Genomic DNA, 17,811 nt, shown 5'->3' with positions numbered 1-17,811 from the left:
CCCGGACACCGACTCCTCGGTGTCCGGGCCCGCGACCGTTTCCGTGTCCGCCGCGCGTACGCGTGCGTCCGGCTACAGGTTCTCGATGGCGTAGTCCACGCACTTGGTGAGCGCCTCGACGTCGGAGGGCTCGACCGCCGGGAACATCGCCACGCGGAGCTGGTTGCGCCCCAGCTTCCGGTACGGCTCGGTGTCGACGACGCCGTTGGCTCGCAGCACCTTGGCGACCGCCGCCGCGTCGACGTTCTCGTTGAAGTCGACCGTGCCGACGACCGCCGAGCGCTGCGCCGGGTCGGAGACGAAGGGCGAGGCGAACTTGGCGTCCTCGGCCCAGCCGTAGAGCGTCCGCGACGACGTCGCGGTGCGGCGCACCGCCCAGTCCAGACCGCCCTGCCCGTTGATCCAGTCGAGCTGCTCGCCGAGCAGGAAGAGCGTGGAGACGGCGGGGGTGTTGTACGTCTGGTTCTTACGGGAGTTGTCGATCGCGGTCTTCAGGTCGAAGAACGCGGGGATGTGCCGCTCGGACGCGGCGATCCGCTCGGCCCGCTCGATCGCGGCGGGCGAGAAGACGCCGATCCACAGCCCGCCGTCGGAGGCGAAGGACTTCTGCGGCGCGAAGTAGTAGACGTCGCTCTCGCGTACGTCGACGGGGAGACCGCCGGCGCCGGACGTCGCGTCGACGAGCACCAGCGCGCCGTCGTCCGCGCCCGCCACCCGCTCGATGGGCATCGCGACGCCCGTCGAGGTCTCGTTGTGGGTGAAGGCGTAGACGTCGGTGCCGGCCTCGGCCCGCGGCGCGGGATGGGTGCCCGGCTCGGACTCGACGACCGTGGGCTCGCTCAGCCACGGCGCCTGCTTGGCGGCCTTGGCGAACTTGCTGGAGAACTCGCCGAAGGAGAGGTGCTGCGACTTGGACTCGATCAGTCCGTGCGTCGCGATGTCCCAGAAGGCGGTGGATCCGCCGTTGCCGAGGACGACTTCGTACCCCTCGGGGAGCTGGAACAGCTCCTGGACGCCCTCACGCACCCGGCCGACCAGGTTCTTGACCGGGGCCTGGCGGTGTGAGGTGCCGAGCAGCGAGGTGCCGGTGGCAGCAAGCGCGGCCAGCGCCTCCGTACGCACCTTGGACGGGCCCGAGCCGAAACGACCGTCGGCGGGCTTGATGTCAGCGGGAATCTGGAGATCAGCCACACCAGCAGAGTAGTGCGTGCCTTCACAAGGCACGGCAGGTGGTCCAGCCGGTGAGACGAACCTGCTGTTCGGAGCGCATGTGCGGTACGGGACGGAGTACGGAACGGAGCGACCCCCTCCGCGGTGGGCATGTACCTCCGCGGAGGGGGCGGCGAACAGAGCTGTGTTCTCAACTTCCGCCCGCCTCCACCCCATGCAGCGCTGCGGGATGTGCCGCATCGGGTCACCGTTCATGTGGCGTTCAACCACGCGTCCCCCCCGTCCGACTCCGTGCGGATCGCATCCGGCGGGGGAGGCGTATCTCACGCTCCCCGCCGTGGCCGCCGGGCGTTCCGTGCTCTCCGCTCCTTCCCGACTCCCCTTCCTTTCCCGTCCTTCCGGACTCCGGTTCCTTTCCCGTCCTTGCGGACTCCCCGTCCGTTCCCGCCGTTTCGCTCTTTCCGTCCGTTCCGCTCCGGGCGGCCGGGCCCGTCGCCCGGAGCGATCACCAGTCCCTGCCCCTGCGGATGCGGCTCCGGTACGGACGGCGGACCGCCGCGCAGCTCGGCCACGACCAGCCCGCGCAGCCGCCGGGCGCTGTTGCGGTAGAAGCGGCGCTGGGTGAGGCGTCCGAAGAGCGCGAACCCGGCGTGTACGAGGGGATTGCGCATCGGGGCCCGGCGCGAGTGCCCGGTGATGACGAAGTCCACGGCGCCGGTGGCCAGATGCTTCACGACCTCGTAGCGCAGCTCGCCCTCCTCCAGATGCCCCTGGAGCGTCTGATAGCCCCAGCCCCACACTCGGCGGGCGCCGTCGCCGCTGCCGCGTACGGCGTCCGTATGGGAGGTGACGCGGACGCCCATGTCGAACCGGAGCCCGTAGAACCGGCCTTCGAGGAGCATGTCCCGTCCGGGCAGCGGCTCGTGGACGTCGTAGAGGCCGCGCAGGATGTGCGGATCGGCGAACTCGTAGTCGCGTACGAGGCGGCAGGCGGTCTCCCACGGGCCGCCCGGCACCGGTGCGCCCGCGCTCTCCCCGGGCAGAGGCTGTACGTACGAGTCGAAGTGCCAGCCGGTGACGGGCGCCGGACCGGGCGGCGGCTCGGGGTAGTTGACGGCCAGCTCCCGCAGAGCGCGCAGCGTGCGGACGGCGCGGTCGCGGCGGAGGCGTCCTTCGCGGACCATGGGCGGGGCCGTGAGCCGGGGCCGGGGCGGGCGGGCCGTCAGCGGATCAGCCGGATTCGCGTGCCGACTGCTCCAGCAGCAGCAGCGTCGGGGCCCACAGGCCGACGAAGATCGCGCGCCGTTCGGCGTTGCCGCGCTCCTCCTGGTCCAGGCCCGCGGCCCGCATCCACAGCACGAGGCACAGCCCGATCGAGCCGAGTGCCGCGGCCTGGAGGTGGCTGCCGCGCAGCCCCGTGAAACGCATCAACGTGCCGGTCAACACCATGGCCTCCCGTACTCCGCGGACGGTGGGCCGCGGAGTACGACTGCCCGCGCGCCCACAGGGTTCATATGCTGTCATAACAGACATGTCGACACCGCGTGCCGCTCCTCCCCGGGGGCCCTCGCCGCTGCGGAGGGCCGGGGTGCTGGCGCGGTTCCCGCTGGGTGTGCTGGTGGTGTCCTGGCAGTACCTCTGGCGTGTGACGGCGCTGCACCGCGCGGAGACCTCCGGGGACGAGAGCGACCTGCCGCCCGCGCTGCCCGACGGGCTGTGCGACGAGCGGAGCAAGATGCTCACGGACGGCGCGGGTCCGATGTTCCACCGCCGCTTCCGCGTCCGCGTCGAGGACAGCCCGCTGACCGCCGCCGGGATGACGGACGCGGTGATGGCGAATCTCAACCGGGTCGCGCCCTCGTCCGTCGCCGTCTTCCACAAGACCCGGGGCCCCGGGGGCCCGCCGCGCGTGGGCGACGAGTACCGGGTGCAGATGCCGGGACCGTGGGACGGGCCCGTACGCGTGGTGCACCGCGATCCGCTCTCGCTGCGGCTCGGCACGCTCCAGGGGCATCTGGAGGCGGGCCAGATCGAGTTCCGCTCCCGTGAACTCGCCGACGGCGGGCTGGAGTTCGGGATCGAGGCGTGGTCGCGCGCCGGGGACCGGATGGCGGATCTGCTCTACAGCAGGCTGCGGGTGGCCAAGGAGATGCAGTTCAACATGTGGGTGCACTTCTGTCTGCGGGCCGCGGCCGTCGCCGGGGGACGCGTCGCCGGCGGCGTCCACATCGTCACCCGCAGCATCCCGGAGGCGCTCTGCCGTGCGGGGCCGGCCGCTTCCCGTACGGGCGGATGAGACCCGCGCCCTGCCGGTTACGACGTACGGGCAGGTGAGGGGTGCCGCGCGGGGCCTTCGAGCGTGCACGCTTGACCCATGGCACAGGCACACGCGCGGACACAGGCGCAGACACGGACGCAGGCGGCGGACCCGGAGGCGGGATCCCAGGAGACGGCGCGGGCACGCGAGCTCGAACGGGCGCTGCGGCGGGCCGTGCCGGGCGGCGAGGTGGAGTTCGGCACGCAGACGCGCTCCCTGTTCACCATGGACGCCTCCAACTACCGGCGTGTACCGCTGGGCGTCGTCGCACCACGGGACGCCGACGACGTGGCGGCCGTCCTGGAGGTCTGCCGTGCGCAGGAGGTGCCCGTCGTCGCACGCGGCGCCGGTACGTCCATCGCGGGGCAGGCCACCGGGGTCGGCGTGGTGCTCGACTTCACCCGGCACATGGACCGCATCGAGTCCGTCGACCCCGAGGCCCGCACCGCGCTCGTACAGCCCGGCGTGATCCTCGACCGGCTGCGGGACACCGCCGCTCCGCACGGGCTGACCTTCGGCCCCGACCCGTCCACGCACAGCCGTTGCACCCTCGGCGGGATGATCGGCAACAACTCGTGCGGCTCGCACTCGGTCGCGTGGGGCACGACGGCCGACAACGTACGGGAGCTGGAGGTCACCGGCTACGGCGGGCAGCGCATGGTGCTCGCCCCCGGCGGCGAGGGCGTCCCCGCGCGGCTGCGTGAGGACGTACGGGCCCTGGTACGCGGGGAGTTGCCGCTGCTGCGCACCGGCTTCCCCGAACTGCCGCGCCGCATCTCGGGTTACGCACTGGACGAGCTGCTGCCGGAGAAGGGCGAGGACTGGGCGCGGGTCTTCACCGGCAGCGAGGGCACGCTGGGTGTGCTGACGCGGGCGCGTGTGGGGCTCGTACCGACGCCGGGCGCACGCGTGCTGGCCGTCCTCGGCTACCCGGACGAGAGCGCGGCGGCCGAGGCCGCGGCGGGCCTGCTGCCGCACGGGCCGCTGACCGTGGAGGGCATGGCGAACGACCTGGTCTCCGACGCGGCGCGGGCCGATCTCCCGCGCGGCGGCGCCTGGTTGTTCGTCGAGGTCGGCGGCGACGACGCGGCGCACGCGCGCTCCCGCGCGCAGGAGCTGTGCCTGGCCGCCGCCGGGGACGGCACCACCGACCACAGCCTCGTCGTGGAACCGGCGGCGCAGCGCGCGCTGTGGCGCATCCGCGAGGACGCCTCCGGTACGGCGACGCGGCTCGGCGACACCGAGGCGTGGCCCGGCTGGGAGGACTGCGCGGTGCCGCCGGCCCGACTGGGCGCGTATCTGCGGGACTTCAGGGCGCTGCTGCGGCAACACGGGCTGCGCGGGCTGCCGTACGGGCACTTCGGGGACGGCTGCATCCACGTACGCATCGACTTCGACCTGATGGACGAGGGGGGCATCCGGCGCTTCCGTGAGTTCTCCTCCGACCTCGCGGACACCGTCGTGGCGCACGGCGGTTCGCTCTCCGGCGAGCACGGCGACGGGCAGGCGCGTGCCGAACTGCTGCCGCGGATGTACGGGGAGGAGATGGTCGGCCTCTTCGGGCGCTTCAAGGATCTGTGGGACCCGGCGGGCGGGCTCAACCCGGGCATGCTGGTGCGTCCCGCGCGCATCGACGAGAACCTGCGGTTCGCGCCGCTGCCGCGCCAGCCGGTGGACGTGGAGTTCGGCTATCCGCACGACGGCGGCGACTTCTCGGCGGCCGTACGGCGCTGCGTCGGCGTCGCCAAGTGCCGTAACACACAGGCCGGTTCGAGCGTGATGTGCCCGTCGTTCCGTGCGACGGGCGAGGAGCGGCACTCCACGCGCGGCCGGGCGAGGCTGCTGCACGAGATGCTCGCGGGCGAAGTGGTCACCGACGGCTGGCAGTCGGAGGAGGTACGCGAGGCGCTCGACCTGTGTCTGTCGTGCAAGGGCTGCCGCAGCGACTGCCCCGTGAACGTCGACATGGCCACGTACAAGGCCGAGTTCATGCACCACCACTACGAGGGCCGGCGCCGTCCGATGGCGCACTACTCGATGGGTCGGCTGCCGCAGTGGCTGCGGCTGGCCGCCGCGAGCCGCCTCGTGCCGCTGCTCAACGCGGCAGCGCGGGTGCGGCCGTTGGCCGCGCTGGCCAAGCGGCTCGGCGGCATCGCGCCGGAGCGGGACATCCCGGCGCTGCCGCGGGTGCCGTTCACACGGTGGTGGCGCGGGCGTCGTCAGGCGCCATCGGGTGACGGCCGGGAGATCGTGCTGTGGCCCGACACCTTCACCAACTACCTCTCTCCGGAGGCCGGTTCGGCGGCGGTGGAGGTCCTGGAGGACGCCGGGCTGCGGGTGTCCGTCCCGGAGAAGCAGGTGTGCTGCGGCCTCACCTATGTCTCCACGGGCCAGCTCGACCAGGCCCGCGCGGTCATGCGCCGCACCCTGGACCGCATTCAACCGGCCCTGGACGCGGGCCTGCCGGTCACCGTCCTGGAGCCGCCGTGCGCCGCCGCTCTCCGTACGGACGTCCCGGAGCTGCTGCCGGACGACGACCGTGCGAAGCAACTGGCCGGCGCCGTACGGACGTTCGCGCAGACCCTCGCCGAGTACGCCCCGGAGTGGGAGCCCCCGCGCCTGAACCGCCCCGTCGCGGGCCAGACCCACTGCCACCAACACGCGGTCATCGGCGACGCGGAGGACCGCCGCCTGCGCGAACGCGCCGGTCTCACGGGCGAGTTGAGCAAGGGCTGCTGCGGCCTCGCGGGCAACTTCGGCTTCGAGAAGGGCCATTACGAGGTCTCGGCTGCCTGCGCGGAGGACCAACTCCTCCCCGCCGTACGGGATGCGGGCCCGGACGCGGAACTGCTCGCGGACGGCTACTCCTGCCGTACACAGCTCCAGCAGCTCGGCGGGCACCGCAGCCGTCATCTGGCGGAGGTGCTGGCGGAGGGGCTGGAAGGGGACGCGCGACGCGGCGCGCAACGGGGCGACGGCGCACGGGGCGCGGAGCCGGACGGACCGGCGGCTCCGGGAGTCTGACAACCGGCCCGGAGGCGAGGCTGCGGCCGCTGAACTGCCCGTCCACGACAGCTCAGCGGCCGCCGGTCCGGTCAGTCGGCTCGGGCTCGGCGTCCGCTCTGGGGGCTCAACTGGGCGTAGGCGTCCCACAGTTCGGTGTCGGCAGGCATCCCGTGGTCCTTGGCGGTCTCGACGGGTGGTCCCGTCGCGTTCCTGGAAGCAGGCGAGGGTGAGGCAGGGCTAGCGCCGTTACCTCTGTGGGCGCCTTCGGTAGCACGCTGCGGCGATACGATCGAGGGCCCGAATCGACATGGAGTCCATGCCTGTGCCTCGTCCCCGCCTTGGCGTTGCCATTCTGACGATGGGCAACCGCGCGAGCGAGGTCGCCGCGCTCTTGAAGGCGGTAGCTCGTCAGGACAGCCCGCCGCAACGCATCGTCGTCGTCGGCAACGGCAGCCCTCTCCCGCCCATGGACGAGACAGTGACGACGGTCGAGTTGAACGACAACCTCGGTGTCTCCGGCGGGCGCAATGCGGCGATCGATGAACTGCGGAGGTTCGGCGACGTCGACGTGGTCGTCGACTTGGACGACGACGGATTGCTGATCGACAGTGAAGTCTTCTCGCGCATCGAGGAGTTGTACGAGGACGATCCCGGGCTGGGAATCCTCAGCTTCCGCATCGCCGACGAGGAGGGTGTGACACAGCGCCGTCACGTTCCGCGCCTGCGCGCCTCCGATCCCCTGCGCGGCGGCGAGGTGACCACCTTCCTGGGCGGCGGACACACCCTGTCCCTGCGCATGCTCGATCAAGTGGGCGGCTGGCCCGACGAGTTCTTCTTCTCGCACGAGGAGACCGACCTCGCCTGGCGTGCGCTCGATGCGGGCTGGCGCATCGTGTACGCACCGGAGTTGCTGCTCCAGCACCCGCGTACGTCTCCGGCCCGGCACGCCGTGTACTACCGAACGACGGCCCGCAACAGGGTGTGGCTCGCACGCAGGCATCTGCCTGCGCTGCTGGTGCCGGTCTATCTCGGCACGTGGGCGGCGCTCACGCTGCTGCGCACGCGTTCCCTGACCGGTCTGCGGGCGTGGGGCGGTGGCTTCGCCGAAGGACTTCGGACGATGTGCGGGCGGCGCCGACCCATGCGTTGGTCGACGGTCTGGCGCATGGCGCGGCTGGGCCGCCCGCCGGTGGTCTGACGTCATGCGGCGAGTTCACGAAGCCACGGGGGTGTGGCTTCGGGGTGTCCGCTGAGCCCGCTCACGTACCGGTCGACGTCCGCCATGGCCGGCATGGGTCACGTGGTCGTCGCCTTAGACGTCGTTTCCGTTTGGTGCTGCTCGGTCGTTGGACGGTGTGTGGAGGATCTGGTTGAGCGGTCGGTTCCCGAGGAACTGAAACAACGTCTTAGCCCGGGCGTTGTGCCGAGTCGAACCAGGCCGCCACGCGGGTGATAGCGCCCCCGTCGGGGGTGAGTTCGATGACGTCGGCTGCGTTGACCTCGAAGGCGTTGCCCTGCGTGGTACGGCCTCGGAACACCATCTCGACGAACACGATCGTGCCGTCGACGGCCACCCGCGTGACCTCGTCGTGTGTCTCGGGCAGCGACTCCATGGCCTTCCGTAGCTGTTCGGCGATCTGCGCCGACCCCTGAGCCGTCCGTACGCCGAGCGTCCAGAACTCGGCGTTGTCGGTGAAGCAGGGGGCTACCGCGTCCCAGTCACGGGCGTTCGCTGCCGCAATGTACCGGTCCACCACGGCGGGCAGTTGTGCACGTTGTGTCATGCCTGGTCTCTCCTGCGGTGTGCAACGGTTGTTGGGGGCGTGGCCGGGATCGTGCCTCTCGACGGACGCCTTGTGCGCGAGGGTATCGACGTCTAAGTACCCTGCGGTTGGTGAGGCGGCGCGGGCGGATTTCAGTTTCCGGGCACGCGCTCTTGGCTGCTTCCGGCGGTCACGACGAGACCTGCTCGGTGAGCCCGGACCGGTCTTCTGCTGACTCATCGCTGCTGGGACCGCTGCTGTCGTGGTCCGGCACCGGCTGAGCGTCGACCTCTGCCCAGACGGTTTTGCCGGGGTGCGTCGGCGGATGCGCCAAAACAGCCCAGCGGTGGGCGAGTTGGCTGACGATCAGGAGGCCGCGTCCGTTCTCGGCGGCGTGCGCGGTGGAGCGCACCTTGGGGCGGAGTTCGCCGCGGGTGTCGGTGACTTCGATGCGGAGGGTGGTCGTGGCCGCGAACGGGGCCGTGGCTGCGGCCGGGTGCGTGGCGGCGGTGAGGCAGAGGCGGAAGTCGCGTCCGGGCACGTGTCCATGGCGTACGGCGTTGGCGGCGAGTTCGCCCGCGATGTGGACCATGGACTGGTGCGCTTCCGTACCCGGTGAACAGCCCCACTGCTCCAGGCGTTTGGCGACCAGCCGCCGGGCGAGGTTCGCTCCGCGTGGTGTCGAGGTGAAGCGCATGGCGAAGCGGCGGGGTGTGCTGTCGGGCGAGGCTGCCGGGTCCGGCGCGGGGGACGTCATGACTGCCTTCCAGGTCGTCGGGTCGGATTCGGGGTGGTGCCGGAGCGGGAGTCGAACTCGGAGTCGAACTCGCAGGTGTGGCGGCGCTTTTCGAGGACGCCAGCCGGTTCCCGGGGCTCAGTGCTGCGGAAGGGATACGTGCCGTACGCCGCGGAGTTCGAGGACGAGTTGGACGGCGAGGAACCAGGGCGCCGCGGTGTCGCCGTACGCGAGGTAGCCATGGCTCGGTACGCGGCGAACTCGGCCGTACGGGCCGGGAACGTAAGCGTCGCCGAAGACGCCCCACACGCGGGGCTTGCGCACGCGCAGCGCGATCGCGTCGCCCAGGTGCGGGCAGTGGCGCAGCGCGAGGCGGACGCAACCCCGGCAGACGGGCGGTTTGGTGCACAGGCTGCCCTCCGGTTCGGCACCGGTGCGGGGCAGCAGGAACAGCCATCCGTGCCGGTCACGGTCGGCCGGTCCGCTGCACACCTGGCACAACAGGCCCTGGACGGCCCGGTGTTGGCGTACGGGATGCATGCTGCGGTAGTGGGGGCGCCCTTCGCCGGGCGTCTGCGGCGTGCGCGTCCACAGCACGCCGTGCCGGTCGCGGTCGCGGTTCTGCTCGTCGAGGTAGCACAGCCCCGTGCCGTCGGCGCGCACGGCGATCCCGCGTGCGCTGCACGGTTCGCTGCTCCAGCGCGCGACATAGGGGACGGGGACGTCGCGCGGGCCCAAGGTCAGGACTCGGGCGGGGACGGATGTCATGGCGGCAGGCATCGAAGGAATCCCTCTCGCAGAGGTTGTGGTCGGGGCGGTGTTCGGCGTGCTCGAAAAGGTGTGAATTGCGGCCGCTCATGAACAGTCGGCGTACCGGGAGGTGTTGGTCACCGGCTCGAAGGCTCCAGCCGTGGGGGTCTCGATGAGTTCCTTGGGGTGCCAGGTGACGAGGTCAGGTCTGCATGAGACGGCGTGCGGTGACAGCAGCCTCGGCGCTGCGCGACGGCTTTTCGCTGTGGCCGGGGTGTCCGACGGGCCGAGCAGCGGTCGCGGTCAGTGCCGGATCGGCCCGCGCGCATTCGTCGCAGACTCCGAGACGGGCTTGAACACGCAACGCCAGCCGAGGTGTTGAGGACGCGATCGCTCAGGTGGCGGGGTACGCACACGGTGTCCGGGCGCACTTCAGCCGGGCGTAGTTCGTCGTCGTGACCGGTAGGCAGCAATTCCTGTGTTGGTGCAGCGAGTTCGAGCAGCGGGAACACGGAAACACCTCTGGTCGCGTTCGTGGCAGTGACACGACCAGACTGGACCGGTGGACCGGTCCAGTCAAGGGATTCTGTTACATCATGAACCCATTGAGTAGCGGTCCGTGACCTCCCACAGGCTGCTGCCTGTGATGCCTTCCTCGCTGACGAGGGCGCGTCCTTCCTGGTCATACGCCGTGTGAAGGGTGACTCCGACCGCGCAGGGGATTGTCAGCCCGAGCAACTCCGCCTCATCCCGGGATGCAAGCCGAACTGTGTGGGTGTCCGCGCCCTGAACCGGCGGGCGACCGGTTAGTCGCGTGATGTAGTGCGTCGTGCCTTCCGCGATCGGCCCGTCTTGCGACAGGCGCGGGCAGGCGTCGGCGATGTCCGGCGGGAACCAGGCCACGACGTGGCTGTGCGGCGAACCGCCGTGCTCCAGGACGAGTCGTGCCCGTCGCAATGCCTCGCTGGCAGAGGTCAGTTGGAGGGCGTTGCGGACGCGTTCCGGTGGGACCTCCCTCGTGGGGCTGCCGAGTCGGTTGAACGGTCTGCCGCCAGTGATGCGGGATCGTCCGGTGCGGTTGCCGGCGGGCCGTGCCACGGGAGTCTTGGTCACTGTGAAGCCACTGCCTTGCTTCGCGACCACAACGCCGTCGTGACGCAGGATGTCCATGGCCTTGATGACCGTGGCACGCGAAACCCCGAACTGCTCGCACAAGTCACGCCCCGACGGCAGTACATCACCGGGCCCGAACTCGCCTTCGGTGATCCTTCCTCGGAGGTGGTCGGCGATCTGCTCGTACTTCAGTTGTGGCATAGCTGACAGGTTAACCGGTCAGGTAATCGGCATTCCCCACGGTGCGGTGCGGCGGCACAATGCCCGCATGTCGATCGAGATCGCACCCGAGATCATGCGCTTCTACGGCTCCGTCATCGATGAGGCCGAGCGGCTGTCGGCATCGGCTGACGGAGCCCTTGAGCTGCTGCGCACACAGGAGTTGCTGCGCCGGTACCTGCCTCCGGCTCCGGCCGAGGTCGTCGACGTGGGCGCCGGGCCGGGCGTTCACGCGCGATGGCTCGTCGAGGACGGTCACACGGTGCATCTCGTCGACCCCGTGCCCCGTCACGTCGAGGCGGCCAGGTCGGTGCCGGGGTGCACCGTCGAACTCGGCGACGCACGCGAGTTGACCGCCGACGACGCTACGTACGACGTGGTGCTGCTCCTCGGCCCGCTGTACCACCTTCTCAAACGGGACGAGCGTGACCGGGCGTTGTCCGAAGCCCGGCGCGTGCTCCGCCCCGGCGGTCTTCTCGCCGCGGCGGGTATCAACCGGTACGCCTCGCTGTTCGAGCACACGGCGTTCGCGCATCTCCACAAGGGAGGTGTCCACGAGAGCATCCGGAACATTCTGGCCACGCGCGTCCACGACGGTAAGAAGAGCTTCACCGCGGCGTACTTCCACAGTGGTGCGGAGCTGCGCGAGGAGGTGGCCGAAGCCGGGTTCGAGGGCGCCGAGGTCTTCGGAATCGAAGGTCCCGCCTGGGGGATGCTCAAGGCCACGGAGCAGCACACAGGGGAGTCGTCGACCGGTACGCCCTTGTTCGACTCCGTGCTGGCCGCCGCGCGGATGGCCGAGCCCTACCCGGAACTGCTGGCGGCCAGTTCACACATGCTCGCGGTCGGCAGACGGCCGGCCTGACGGGCGAACGAGCGACGGGGGCGCTCCTGGTGCAACTCCACCGCGGCCAGCGGCACTTCGCAGCGTCGACAGCCTGTGCCGAGGACCCGCCCCGGCCCGCCGTACGTGAGGCAGCGGCCGAGGAGAGGGCCCGGTCAAGATGTAAAGCAAGCACTCTTGCTTGTTTTTCGCGGTACTGTCACGCTCAGGGGGTAGCAACGGAGCCGTGGAGAGGGGCGGGGCGCGCGATGGGCGATGCCGGGAGCGTGACGGAGGGCGTCCTCGCGGATCTGCGGGAGGAAGGCGAAGCCCTCGACCGCCTCGTGGCCGGGCTGGACGCGGAGGCATGGGCACGGCCCACGCCCGCACCCCGCTGGAGCATCGCGCACCAGATCGCCCATCTCGCGTGGACGGACGAGCAGGTGCTGAAGGCGGCCACGGACGAGGCGGCCTTCCGCGACGACTCGCAGGTCGCGCTGGCCTCTCCCGGGACCTTCGTCGACGAGGGCGCGGAGGCCGGTGCCGCGCTGCCGCCCGCGCGACTGCTGGAGCGGTGGCGTGCCGGACGGGCCGAAGTGCTGCGGGTGCTGGGCGAGTTGCCGCAGGGGCGGCGCGTCCCCTGGTACGGCCCGGCGATGAGCGCCGCGAGCATGGCGACCGCGCGGATCATGGAGACGTGGGCGCACGGCGAGGACGTCGCCGGTGCGCTCGGTGTGACCCGTGAGCCCACGGAGCGGCTGCGGCACGTCGTACGGATCGGCGTACGGGCCCGGGACTTCGCGTACGCGGTGCGCGGGCTTCAGCCGCCCGGCGAGCCGTTCCGCGTCGAACTGGAGGGCCCCGACGGGCAGTTGTGGGCGCACGGTCCCGAGGACGCGGCGCAGCGGGTGACCGGTGACGCCGTCGGCTTCTGTCTGCTCGTCACCCAGCGGATTCACCGCGACGACGCGGACGTACGGGCCCAAGGGGCCGACGCACAGCACTGGTTGGAGATCGCGCAGGCGTTCGCGGGACCGCCCGGAGAGGGCCGCGCGCGACGGGAGGTACGGCGATGAGCGCGCCCGAGCCGGCTGAGGAGACGGTGGACGAGTCGGCGGAAGAAACGACGGCGGGGGCCGGCGAACGGGCCGTCGCCGGCGGGGAGTTCGGCAGCGGAGCGGACGTGCTGCGCGTCGGCAACTGCTCCGGCTTCTACGGCGACCGCTTCGAGGCCATGGAGGAGATGCTCACCGGCGGCCCGCTCGACGTGCTGACCGGGGACTACCTCGCCGAGCTGACCATGCTCATCCTCGGCCGGGACCGGCTGAAGGACCCCTCGCGCGGCTACGCCAAGACGTTCCTGCGGCAGTTGGAGACGGGGCTCGGGCTGGCGAAGGACCGCGGGGTGCGGATCGTCGTCAACGCGGGCGGGCTCAACCCGGCCGGACTGGCCGACGCCGTACGGGAGTTGAGCGAACGTACCGGCGTGGGCGCGACCGTCGCGCACGTCGAGGGCGACGACGTACTGCGCCGCGCTCCGGGCGGCGGCTGGGGCGAGGGCGTCCTGACGGCCAACGCCTATCTGGGCGGCGGCGGCATCGCCGCGTGTCTGCGCGGCGGCGCCGACGTCGTGGTGACCGGACGCGTGACCGACGCCGCGCTCGTGAGCGGCGCCGCCGCGGCGCACTTCGGCTGGGCCGACGACGACTGGGACGCCTTCGCGGGCGCGGTGACCGCGGGCCATGTACTGGAGTGCGGCGCACAGGCCACCGGCGGCAACTACGCCCTGTTCGCGCAGGAGGGCATCGACGTCACCCGGCCCGGCTTCCCGCTCGCGGAGATCGCGCGGGACGGCGCCGCCGTCATCACCAAACACCCCGGCACGGGCGGCGCGGTGACGCCCGGCACCGTCACGGCACAGCTGCTGTACGAGACGGCGGGCGCCCGCTACGCCGGGCCCGATGTGACCGTACGGTTGGACACGGTCCGGCTGTCGCAGGACGGCACGGACCGCGTACGCATCGACGGCGTACGCGGTGAGGCGCCGCCGCCGGAGCTGAAGGTCGGGCTGACGCGGCTGGGCGGCTGGCGCAACGAGGTCACGTTCGTGCTGACCGGACTCGACATCGACGTCAAGGCGGCGGTCGTACGGCGGCAGATGCAGGACGCGTTCGAGGCGGCGGGGCGGCGTCCCGCGGAGTTGACCTGGAGCCTGGCACGTACGGACCACGCGGACGCGCCCGTGCAGGAGGAGGCGAGCGCGCTGCTGCGGATGGCCGTGCGGGACCGGGACGAGGAGGCCGTCGGACGGGCGGTGAGCGGTGCCGCGATCGAACTGGCCCTGGCCAGCTACCCCGGCTTCCATGTCACGGCCCCGCCCGGAAAGGGCTCCCCGTACGGGGTGTTCGAGACGGCGTGGGCGGAGGTGGAGGGCGTCCCGCATATCGCGGTGCTGCCGGACGGGGGCCGTACGGACGTGCCGGCACCGCCGGCGACGCGCGCCCTCGCCCCGGTCCCCCGGCCCGCCCTGCCCGAGCCGCTGCCCCACCTGCGGGACCAGGACGGCGACGGGGACGCGGACGTTGACGAGGACGGCGACGGGGGCGACGCGGATCCGGCCGCCCCGTACGGCGCGCTGCGCCGGATGCCGCTCGGCGCGGTCGCCGGTGCGCGCAGCGGCGACAAGGGCGGCAGCGCCAACGTGGGCGTGTGGGTGCGGACGGACGAGGCGTGGCGGTGGCTGGTGCATGCGCTGACAGTTGATGAAATCTGTCATCTGCTACCTGAAATCCGTCATCTGCCGGTCACCCGCCACATCCTCCCCAACCTCCGCGCCCTCAACTTCGTCGTCGACGGACTCCTCGGCGAGGGCGTCGCCTCCCAGGCGCGCTTCGACCCGCAGGCCAAGGCCCTGGGGGAATGGCTGCGTTCCCGCCACATGGACATACCGGAAGGACTCGTCCCGTGACTGTGCTGACCTCGGCACTGGATGCATCCGGCGCCGAATACGCCGAAGCCCGGCGGCAGATGCTGGACCGGATCGCCGAACTCGACGCGGAGCTGGCCAAGTCCGTCGCGGGCGGCGGCGAGAAGTACACCGAGCGCCACCGCCGGCGCGGCAAGCTGCTCGCCCGCGAACGCATCGAGCTGCTGCTCGACCCCGACACCCCCTTCCTGGAGCTGTCGCCCCTGGCGGGCTGGGGCAGCGACTACACCGTCGGCGCCTCGCTCGTCACCGGCATCGGCGTCGTCGAGGGCGTCGAGTGTCTGATCACCGCGAACGACCCGACGGTGCGCGGCGGCGCCAGCAACCCCTGGACGCTGAGGAAGGCACTGCGCGCGAACGAGATCGCGTTCGCCAACCGCCTGCCGTGCATCAGCCTCGTCGAGTCCGGCGGCGCGGACCTGCCCAGCCAGAAGGAGATCTTCATCCCGGGCGGCGCGCTCTTCCGCGACCTCACCCGCCTCTCCGAGGCGGGCATCCCCACCGTCGCCGTCGTGTTCGGCAACTCGACGGCCGGAGGCGCGTACGTCCCCGGCATGTCCGACCACGTGATCATGGTCAAGGAGCAGTCGAAGGTGTTCCTCGGCGGGCCGCCGCTGGTGAAGATGGCCACCGGCGAGGAGGCCGGCGACGAGGAGCTGGGCGGCGCCGACATGCACACCCGTGTCTCCGGCCTCGGCGACTACTTCGCGCTGGACGAGCCGGACGCGCTCCGCCAGGCCCGCCGCGTCGTCTCCCGTATCAACTGGCGCAAGGCGCACGGCACTCGGGCCGGTGCCCTCGCGCCGCCGAAGTACGACGAGGACGAGCTGCTCGGCGTCGTACCCGGCGATCTGAAGACGCCGTTCGACCCGCGCGAGGTCGTCGCACGCGTCGTCGACGGCTCCGACTTCGACGAGTTCAAGCCGCGTTACGGCACGAGCCTCGTGACGGGCTGGGCGCGGCTGCACGGCTATCCGCTGGGCGTGCTCGCCAACGCGCGCGGTGTGCTCTTCAGCGAGGAGTCGCAGAAGGCCACCCAGTTCATCCAGCTCGCCAACCAGCGCGACATCCCGCTGCTGTTCCTGCACAACACCACCGGCTACATGGTCGGCAAGGAGTACGAGCAGGGCGGCATCATCAAGCACGGCGCGATGATGATCAACGCGGTCTCCAACTCGAAGGTGCCGCATCTGTCCGTCCTCATGGGGGCCAGTTACGGCGCCGGCCACTACGGCATGTGCGGACGGGCCTACGACCCCCGGTTCCTCTTCGCCTGGCCGAGCGCCAAGTCCGCGGTCATGGGCCCGCAGCAGCTCGCGGGCGTGATGTCGATCGTGATGCGGGAGTCGGCGGCGGCGAAGGGGAAGCCGTTCGACGAGGAGGCCGACGCCGGGCTCAGGGCGATGGTCGAGCAGCAGATCGAGTCGGAGTCGCTGCCGATGTTCCTCTCCGGGCGGCTCTACGACGACGGCGTCATCGACCCCCGGGACACCCGCACGGTGCTCGGCCTGTGTCTGTCGGCCATCCACACGGCTCCGGTCGAGGGCGCGCGCGGCGGCTTCGGCGTCTTCCGGATGTGAGCGCGGTGACGGCGACGGGCGGAACGCGGCGCAGCGCAGCGCGGCGTGGAACGGCGTGGAGCGGAGCGCGACGTGAGGTACGGCGTGGGGCGGAGCACGAAGGGGAGCAGAGAATGATCACGACGATGCTGGTCGCCAACCGCGGCGAGATCGCCCGGCGGATCTTCCGTACCTGCGCGGAGCTGGGCATCGCGACGGTCGCCGTCCACTCGGACGCGGACGCCTCGGCCCCCCATGTACGGGAGGCGGACGCGGCGGTACGGCTGCCCGGCGACACCCCCGCGGACACCTATCTGCGCGGCGATCTGATCGTGGCGGCGGCGCTGGCCTCCGGCGCGGACGCGGTCCACCCCGGCTACGGCTTCCTCTCCGAGAACGCCGCGTTCGCCCGCGCCGTACGGGACGCGGGCCTGGTGTGGATCGGGCCGCCGCCGCAGGCCGTGGAGGCCATGGCCTCCAAGACGCACGCCAAGAAGCTGATGCGCGAGGCGGGGGTGCCGCTGCTGGAACCCGTACGTCCCGGCGAGGCGGCCGCGTCCGATCTGCCGCTGCTGGTGAAGGCCGCCGCGGGCGGCGGCGGGCGCGGCATGCGGGTCGTACGCGAACTGGCCGCGCTGGACGGGGAGATCGCGGCGGCACGGGCCGAGACCGCGTCCGCGTTCGGGGACGGCGAGGTCTTCGTCGAGCCGTACGTCGAGCGCGGACGCCATGTCGAGGTGCAGATCCTCGCCGACGGGCACGGCACCGTGTGGACGCTGGGCACCCGCGACTGCTCCCTCCAGCGCCGCCACCAGAAGGTCGTCGAGGAGGCGCCCGCTCCGGGGCTCGGCGCCGGGCTGCGCGAGTCGCTGCACCGGTGGGCGGCGGACGCGGCGCGCGCCGTGGACTACCGGGGCGCGGGGACGGTGGAGTTCCTGGTCGCCGGCGCGGACGCGGAGGACGGTGCGGGGGCGGCGGACTCCCCGGACGGTGCCGAACTCCGGGCGTACTTCCTGGAGATGAACACCCGGCTCCAGGTCGAGCACCCCGTCACGGAGTGCGTGCACGGCGTGGACCTCGTGGCGCTCCAGGTCCGCGTGGCCGAGGGGGAGCCGCTGGATCCGGAAGGGCCGCCGCCCGCCCGCGGGCACGCCGTCGAGGCCCGTCTCTACGCGGAGGACCCGGCGCGCGGCTGGCAGCCGCAGACCGGCACCCTGCACCGGCTCGACGTCCCGGGCGCGGACACCGCCGGCGGACGCGGCGTCCGCATGGACGGGGGCCTGCGGCTGGACAGCGGCGTCGCGGACGGCGACGTCGTCGGGGTGCACTACGACCCGATGCTCGCCAAGGTGATCGCCTGGGCGCCGAC

General features: G+C 71.7%; 15 protein-coding genes. 8 read left to right on the top strand and 7 right to left on the bottom strand.

Annotation, left to right across the window (positions count from 1 at the left end; all coding sequences use genetic code 11):
* Window positions 1-72 precede the first annotated feature (72 nt).
* From serC to AN218_RS09320, 3 genes are all read right to left on the bottom strand, one after another.
* On the bottom strand, window positions 73-1,191 hold the full coding sequence (serC, locus tag AN218_RS09330) for a phosphoserine transaminase (protein ID WP_070016298.1): 1,119 nt from the start codon (window positions 1,189-1,191) through the stop codon (window positions 73-75).
* Window positions 1,192-1,493: 302 nt separating this feature from the next.
* A complete protein-coding gene (locus tag AN218_RS09325) occupies window positions 1,494-2,354 on the bottom strand; it encodes a DUF1990 family protein (protein ID WP_070016297.1) in 861 nt (286 codons plus the stop codon).
* A 46-nt stretch (window positions 2,355-2,400) separates the two neighbouring features.
* Window positions 2,401-2,619 carry a hypothetical protein gene (locus AN218_RS09320; RefSeq protein ID WP_070016296.1) on the bottom strand — a complete coding sequence of 73 codons (219 nt, stop codon included), beginning with the start codon at window positions 2,617-2,619 and terminating at the stop codon, window positions 2,401-2,403.
* 82 nt (window positions 2,620-2,701) lie between these two features.
* Between AN218_RS09320 and AN218_RS09315 the strand changes: the two genes are divergently transcribed.
* The 3 genes from AN218_RS09315 (at window position 2,702) to AN218_RS09305 (ending at window position 7,691) form a co-directional block, all read left to right on the top strand.
* On the top strand, window positions 2,702-3,466 hold the full coding sequence (locus tag AN218_RS09315; protein ID WP_070016295.1) for a DUF1990 family protein: 765 nt from the start codon (window positions 2,702-2,704) through the stop codon (window positions 3,464-3,466).
* Between the two features lie 78 nt (window positions 3,467-3,544).
* The gene (locus AN218_RS09310; protein WP_079131978.1) at window positions 3,545-6,511 is read left to right on the top strand and encodes an FAD-binding and (Fe-S)-binding domain-containing protein; all 2,967 of its coding nucleotides are present in this window, start codon (window positions 3,545-3,547) and stop codon (window positions 6,509-6,511) included.
* Between the two features lie 340 nt (window positions 6,512-6,851).
* Window positions 6,852-7,691, top strand: a complete 840-nt coding sequence (locus AN218_RS09305) for a glycosyltransferase family 2 protein (RefSeq protein WP_420855953.1) — start codon at window positions 6,852-6,854, stop codon at window positions 7,689-7,691.
* A gap of 208 nt (window positions 7,692-7,899) precedes the next feature.
* On the opposite strand, the gene AN218_RS36555 is transcribed toward AN218_RS09305, so the two are convergent.
* From AN218_RS36555 to AN218_RS09285, 4 genes are all read right to left on the bottom strand, one after another.
* Window positions 7,900-8,277 (bottom strand): nuclear transport factor 2 family protein, encoded by a 378-nt coding sequence (locus tag AN218_RS36555; protein ID WP_070016294.1) that lies wholly within the window; start codon window positions 8,275-8,277, stop codon window positions 7,900-7,902.
* A gap of 169 nt (window positions 8,278-8,446) precedes the next feature.
* Window positions 8,447-9,013 carry an ATP-binding protein gene (locus tag AN218_RS09295; protein WP_070016293.1) on the bottom strand — a complete coding sequence of 189 codons (567 nt, stop codon included), beginning with the start codon at window positions 9,011-9,013 and terminating at the stop codon, window positions 8,447-8,449.
* A gap of 117 nt (window positions 9,014-9,130) precedes the next feature.
* A complete protein-coding gene (locus tag AN218_RS09290; protein ID WP_079131975.1) occupies window positions 9,131-9,760 on the bottom strand; it encodes a hypothetical protein in 630 nt (209 codons plus the stop codon).
* Window positions 9,761-10,336: 576 nt separating this feature from the next.
* The gene (locus tag AN218_RS09285) at window positions 10,337-11,056 is read right to left on the bottom strand and encodes a GntR family transcriptional regulator (RefSeq protein ID WP_070016292.1); all 720 of its coding nucleotides are present in this window, start codon (window positions 11,054-11,056) and stop codon (window positions 10,337-10,339) included.
* 67 nt (window positions 11,057-11,123) lie between these two features.
* Between AN218_RS09285 and AN218_RS09280 the strand changes: the two genes are divergently transcribed.
* From AN218_RS09280 to AN218_RS09260, 5 genes are all read left to right on the top strand, one after another.
* Window positions 11,124-11,939 carry a class I SAM-dependent methyltransferase gene (locus AN218_RS09280; RefSeq protein WP_070016291.1) on the top strand — a complete coding sequence of 272 codons (816 nt, stop codon included), beginning with the start codon at window positions 11,124-11,126 and terminating at the stop codon, window positions 11,937-11,939.
* 227 nt (window positions 11,940-12,166) lie between these two features.
* Window positions 12,167-12,973 carry a TIGR03084 family metal-binding protein gene (locus tag AN218_RS09275; RefSeq protein WP_070016290.1) on the top strand — a complete coding sequence of 269 codons (807 nt, stop codon included), beginning with the start codon at window positions 12,167-12,169 and terminating at the stop codon, window positions 12,971-12,973.
* 158 nt (window positions 12,974-13,131) lie between these two features.
* Window positions 13,132-14,865, top strand: a complete 1,734-nt coding sequence (locus AN218_RS09270; protein ID WP_244900372.1) for an acyclic terpene utilization AtuA family protein — start codon at window positions 13,132-13,134, stop codon at window positions 14,863-14,865.
* Complete coding sequence (locus AN218_RS09265) at window positions 14,862-16,463, top strand: acyl-CoA carboxylase subunit beta (RefSeq protein WP_070016289.1); 1,602 nt, start codon at window positions 14,862-14,864, stop codon at window positions 16,461-16,463. The genes AN218_RS09270 and AN218_RS09265 overlap by 4 nt, the downstream gene beginning before the upstream one ends.
* A gap of 113 nt (window positions 16,464-16,576) precedes the next feature.
* Window positions 16,577-17,811, top strand: a 1,235-nt coding sequence (locus AN218_RS09260; RefSeq protein WP_275936963.1) for an ATP-binding protein, incomplete at its 3' end; no start/stop codon positions are given.

Source organism: Streptomyces nanshensis (genome assembly GCF_001751255.1).
GTDB lineage: Bacteria > Actinomycetota > Actinomycetes > Streptomycetales > Streptomycetaceae > Streptomyces > Streptomyces nanshensis_A.
Note: the sequence above shows the minus strand (reverse complement) of the source record. Positions and strands in the feature narration are given on the sequence as shown.

Bases quoted from the DNA above. Each gene is read 5' to 3' on its own strand.
- AN218_RS36555 (WP_070016294.1), bottom strand. From the start codon at position 8,277: ATGACACAACGTGCACAACTGCCCGCCGTGGTGGACCGGTACATTGCG.
- AN218_RS09305 (WP_420855953.1), top strand. From the start codon at position 6,852: ATGGGCAACCGCGCGAGCGAGGTCGCCGCGCTCTTGAAGGCGGTAGCT.
- AN218_RS09280 (WP_070016291.1), top strand. From the start codon at position 11,124: ATGTCGATCGAGATCGCACCCGAGATCATGCGCTTCTACGGCTCCGTC.
- AN218_RS09325 (WP_070016297.1), bottom strand. From the start codon at position 2,354: ATGGTCCGCGAAGGACGCCTCCGCCGCGACCGCGCCGTCCGCACGCTG.
- AN218_RS09295 (WP_070016293.1), bottom strand. From the start codon at position 9,013: ATGACGTCCCCCGCGCCGGACCCGGCAGCCTCGCCCGACAGCACACCC.
- AN218_RS09285 (WP_070016292.1), bottom strand. From the start codon at position 11,056: ATGCCACAACTGAAGTACGAGCAGATCGCCGACCACCTCCGAGGAAGG.
- AN218_RS09270 (WP_244900372.1), top strand. From the start codon at position 13,132: ATGGAGGAGATGCTCACCGGCGGCCCGCTCGACGTGCTGACCGGGGAC.
- AN218_RS09275 (WP_070016290.1), top strand. From the start codon at position 12,167: ATGGGCGATGCCGGGAGCGTGACGGAGGGCGTCCTCGCGGATCTGCGG.
- AN218_RS09290 (WP_079131975.1), bottom strand. From the start codon at position 9,760: ATGACATCCGTCCCCGCCCGAGTCCTGACCTTGGGCCCGCGCGACGTC.
- AN218_RS09320 (WP_070016296.1), bottom strand. From the start codon at position 2,619: ATGGTGTTGACCGGCACGTTGATGCGTTTCACGGGGCTGCGCGGCAGC.
- AN218_RS09315 (WP_070016295.1), top strand. From the start codon at position 2,702: ATGTCGACACCGCGTGCCGCTCCTCCCCGGGGGCCCTCGCCGCTGCGG.
- AN218_RS09310 (WP_079131978.1), top strand. From the start codon at position 3,545: ATGGCACAGGCACACGCGCGGACACAGGCGCAGACACGGACGCAGGCG.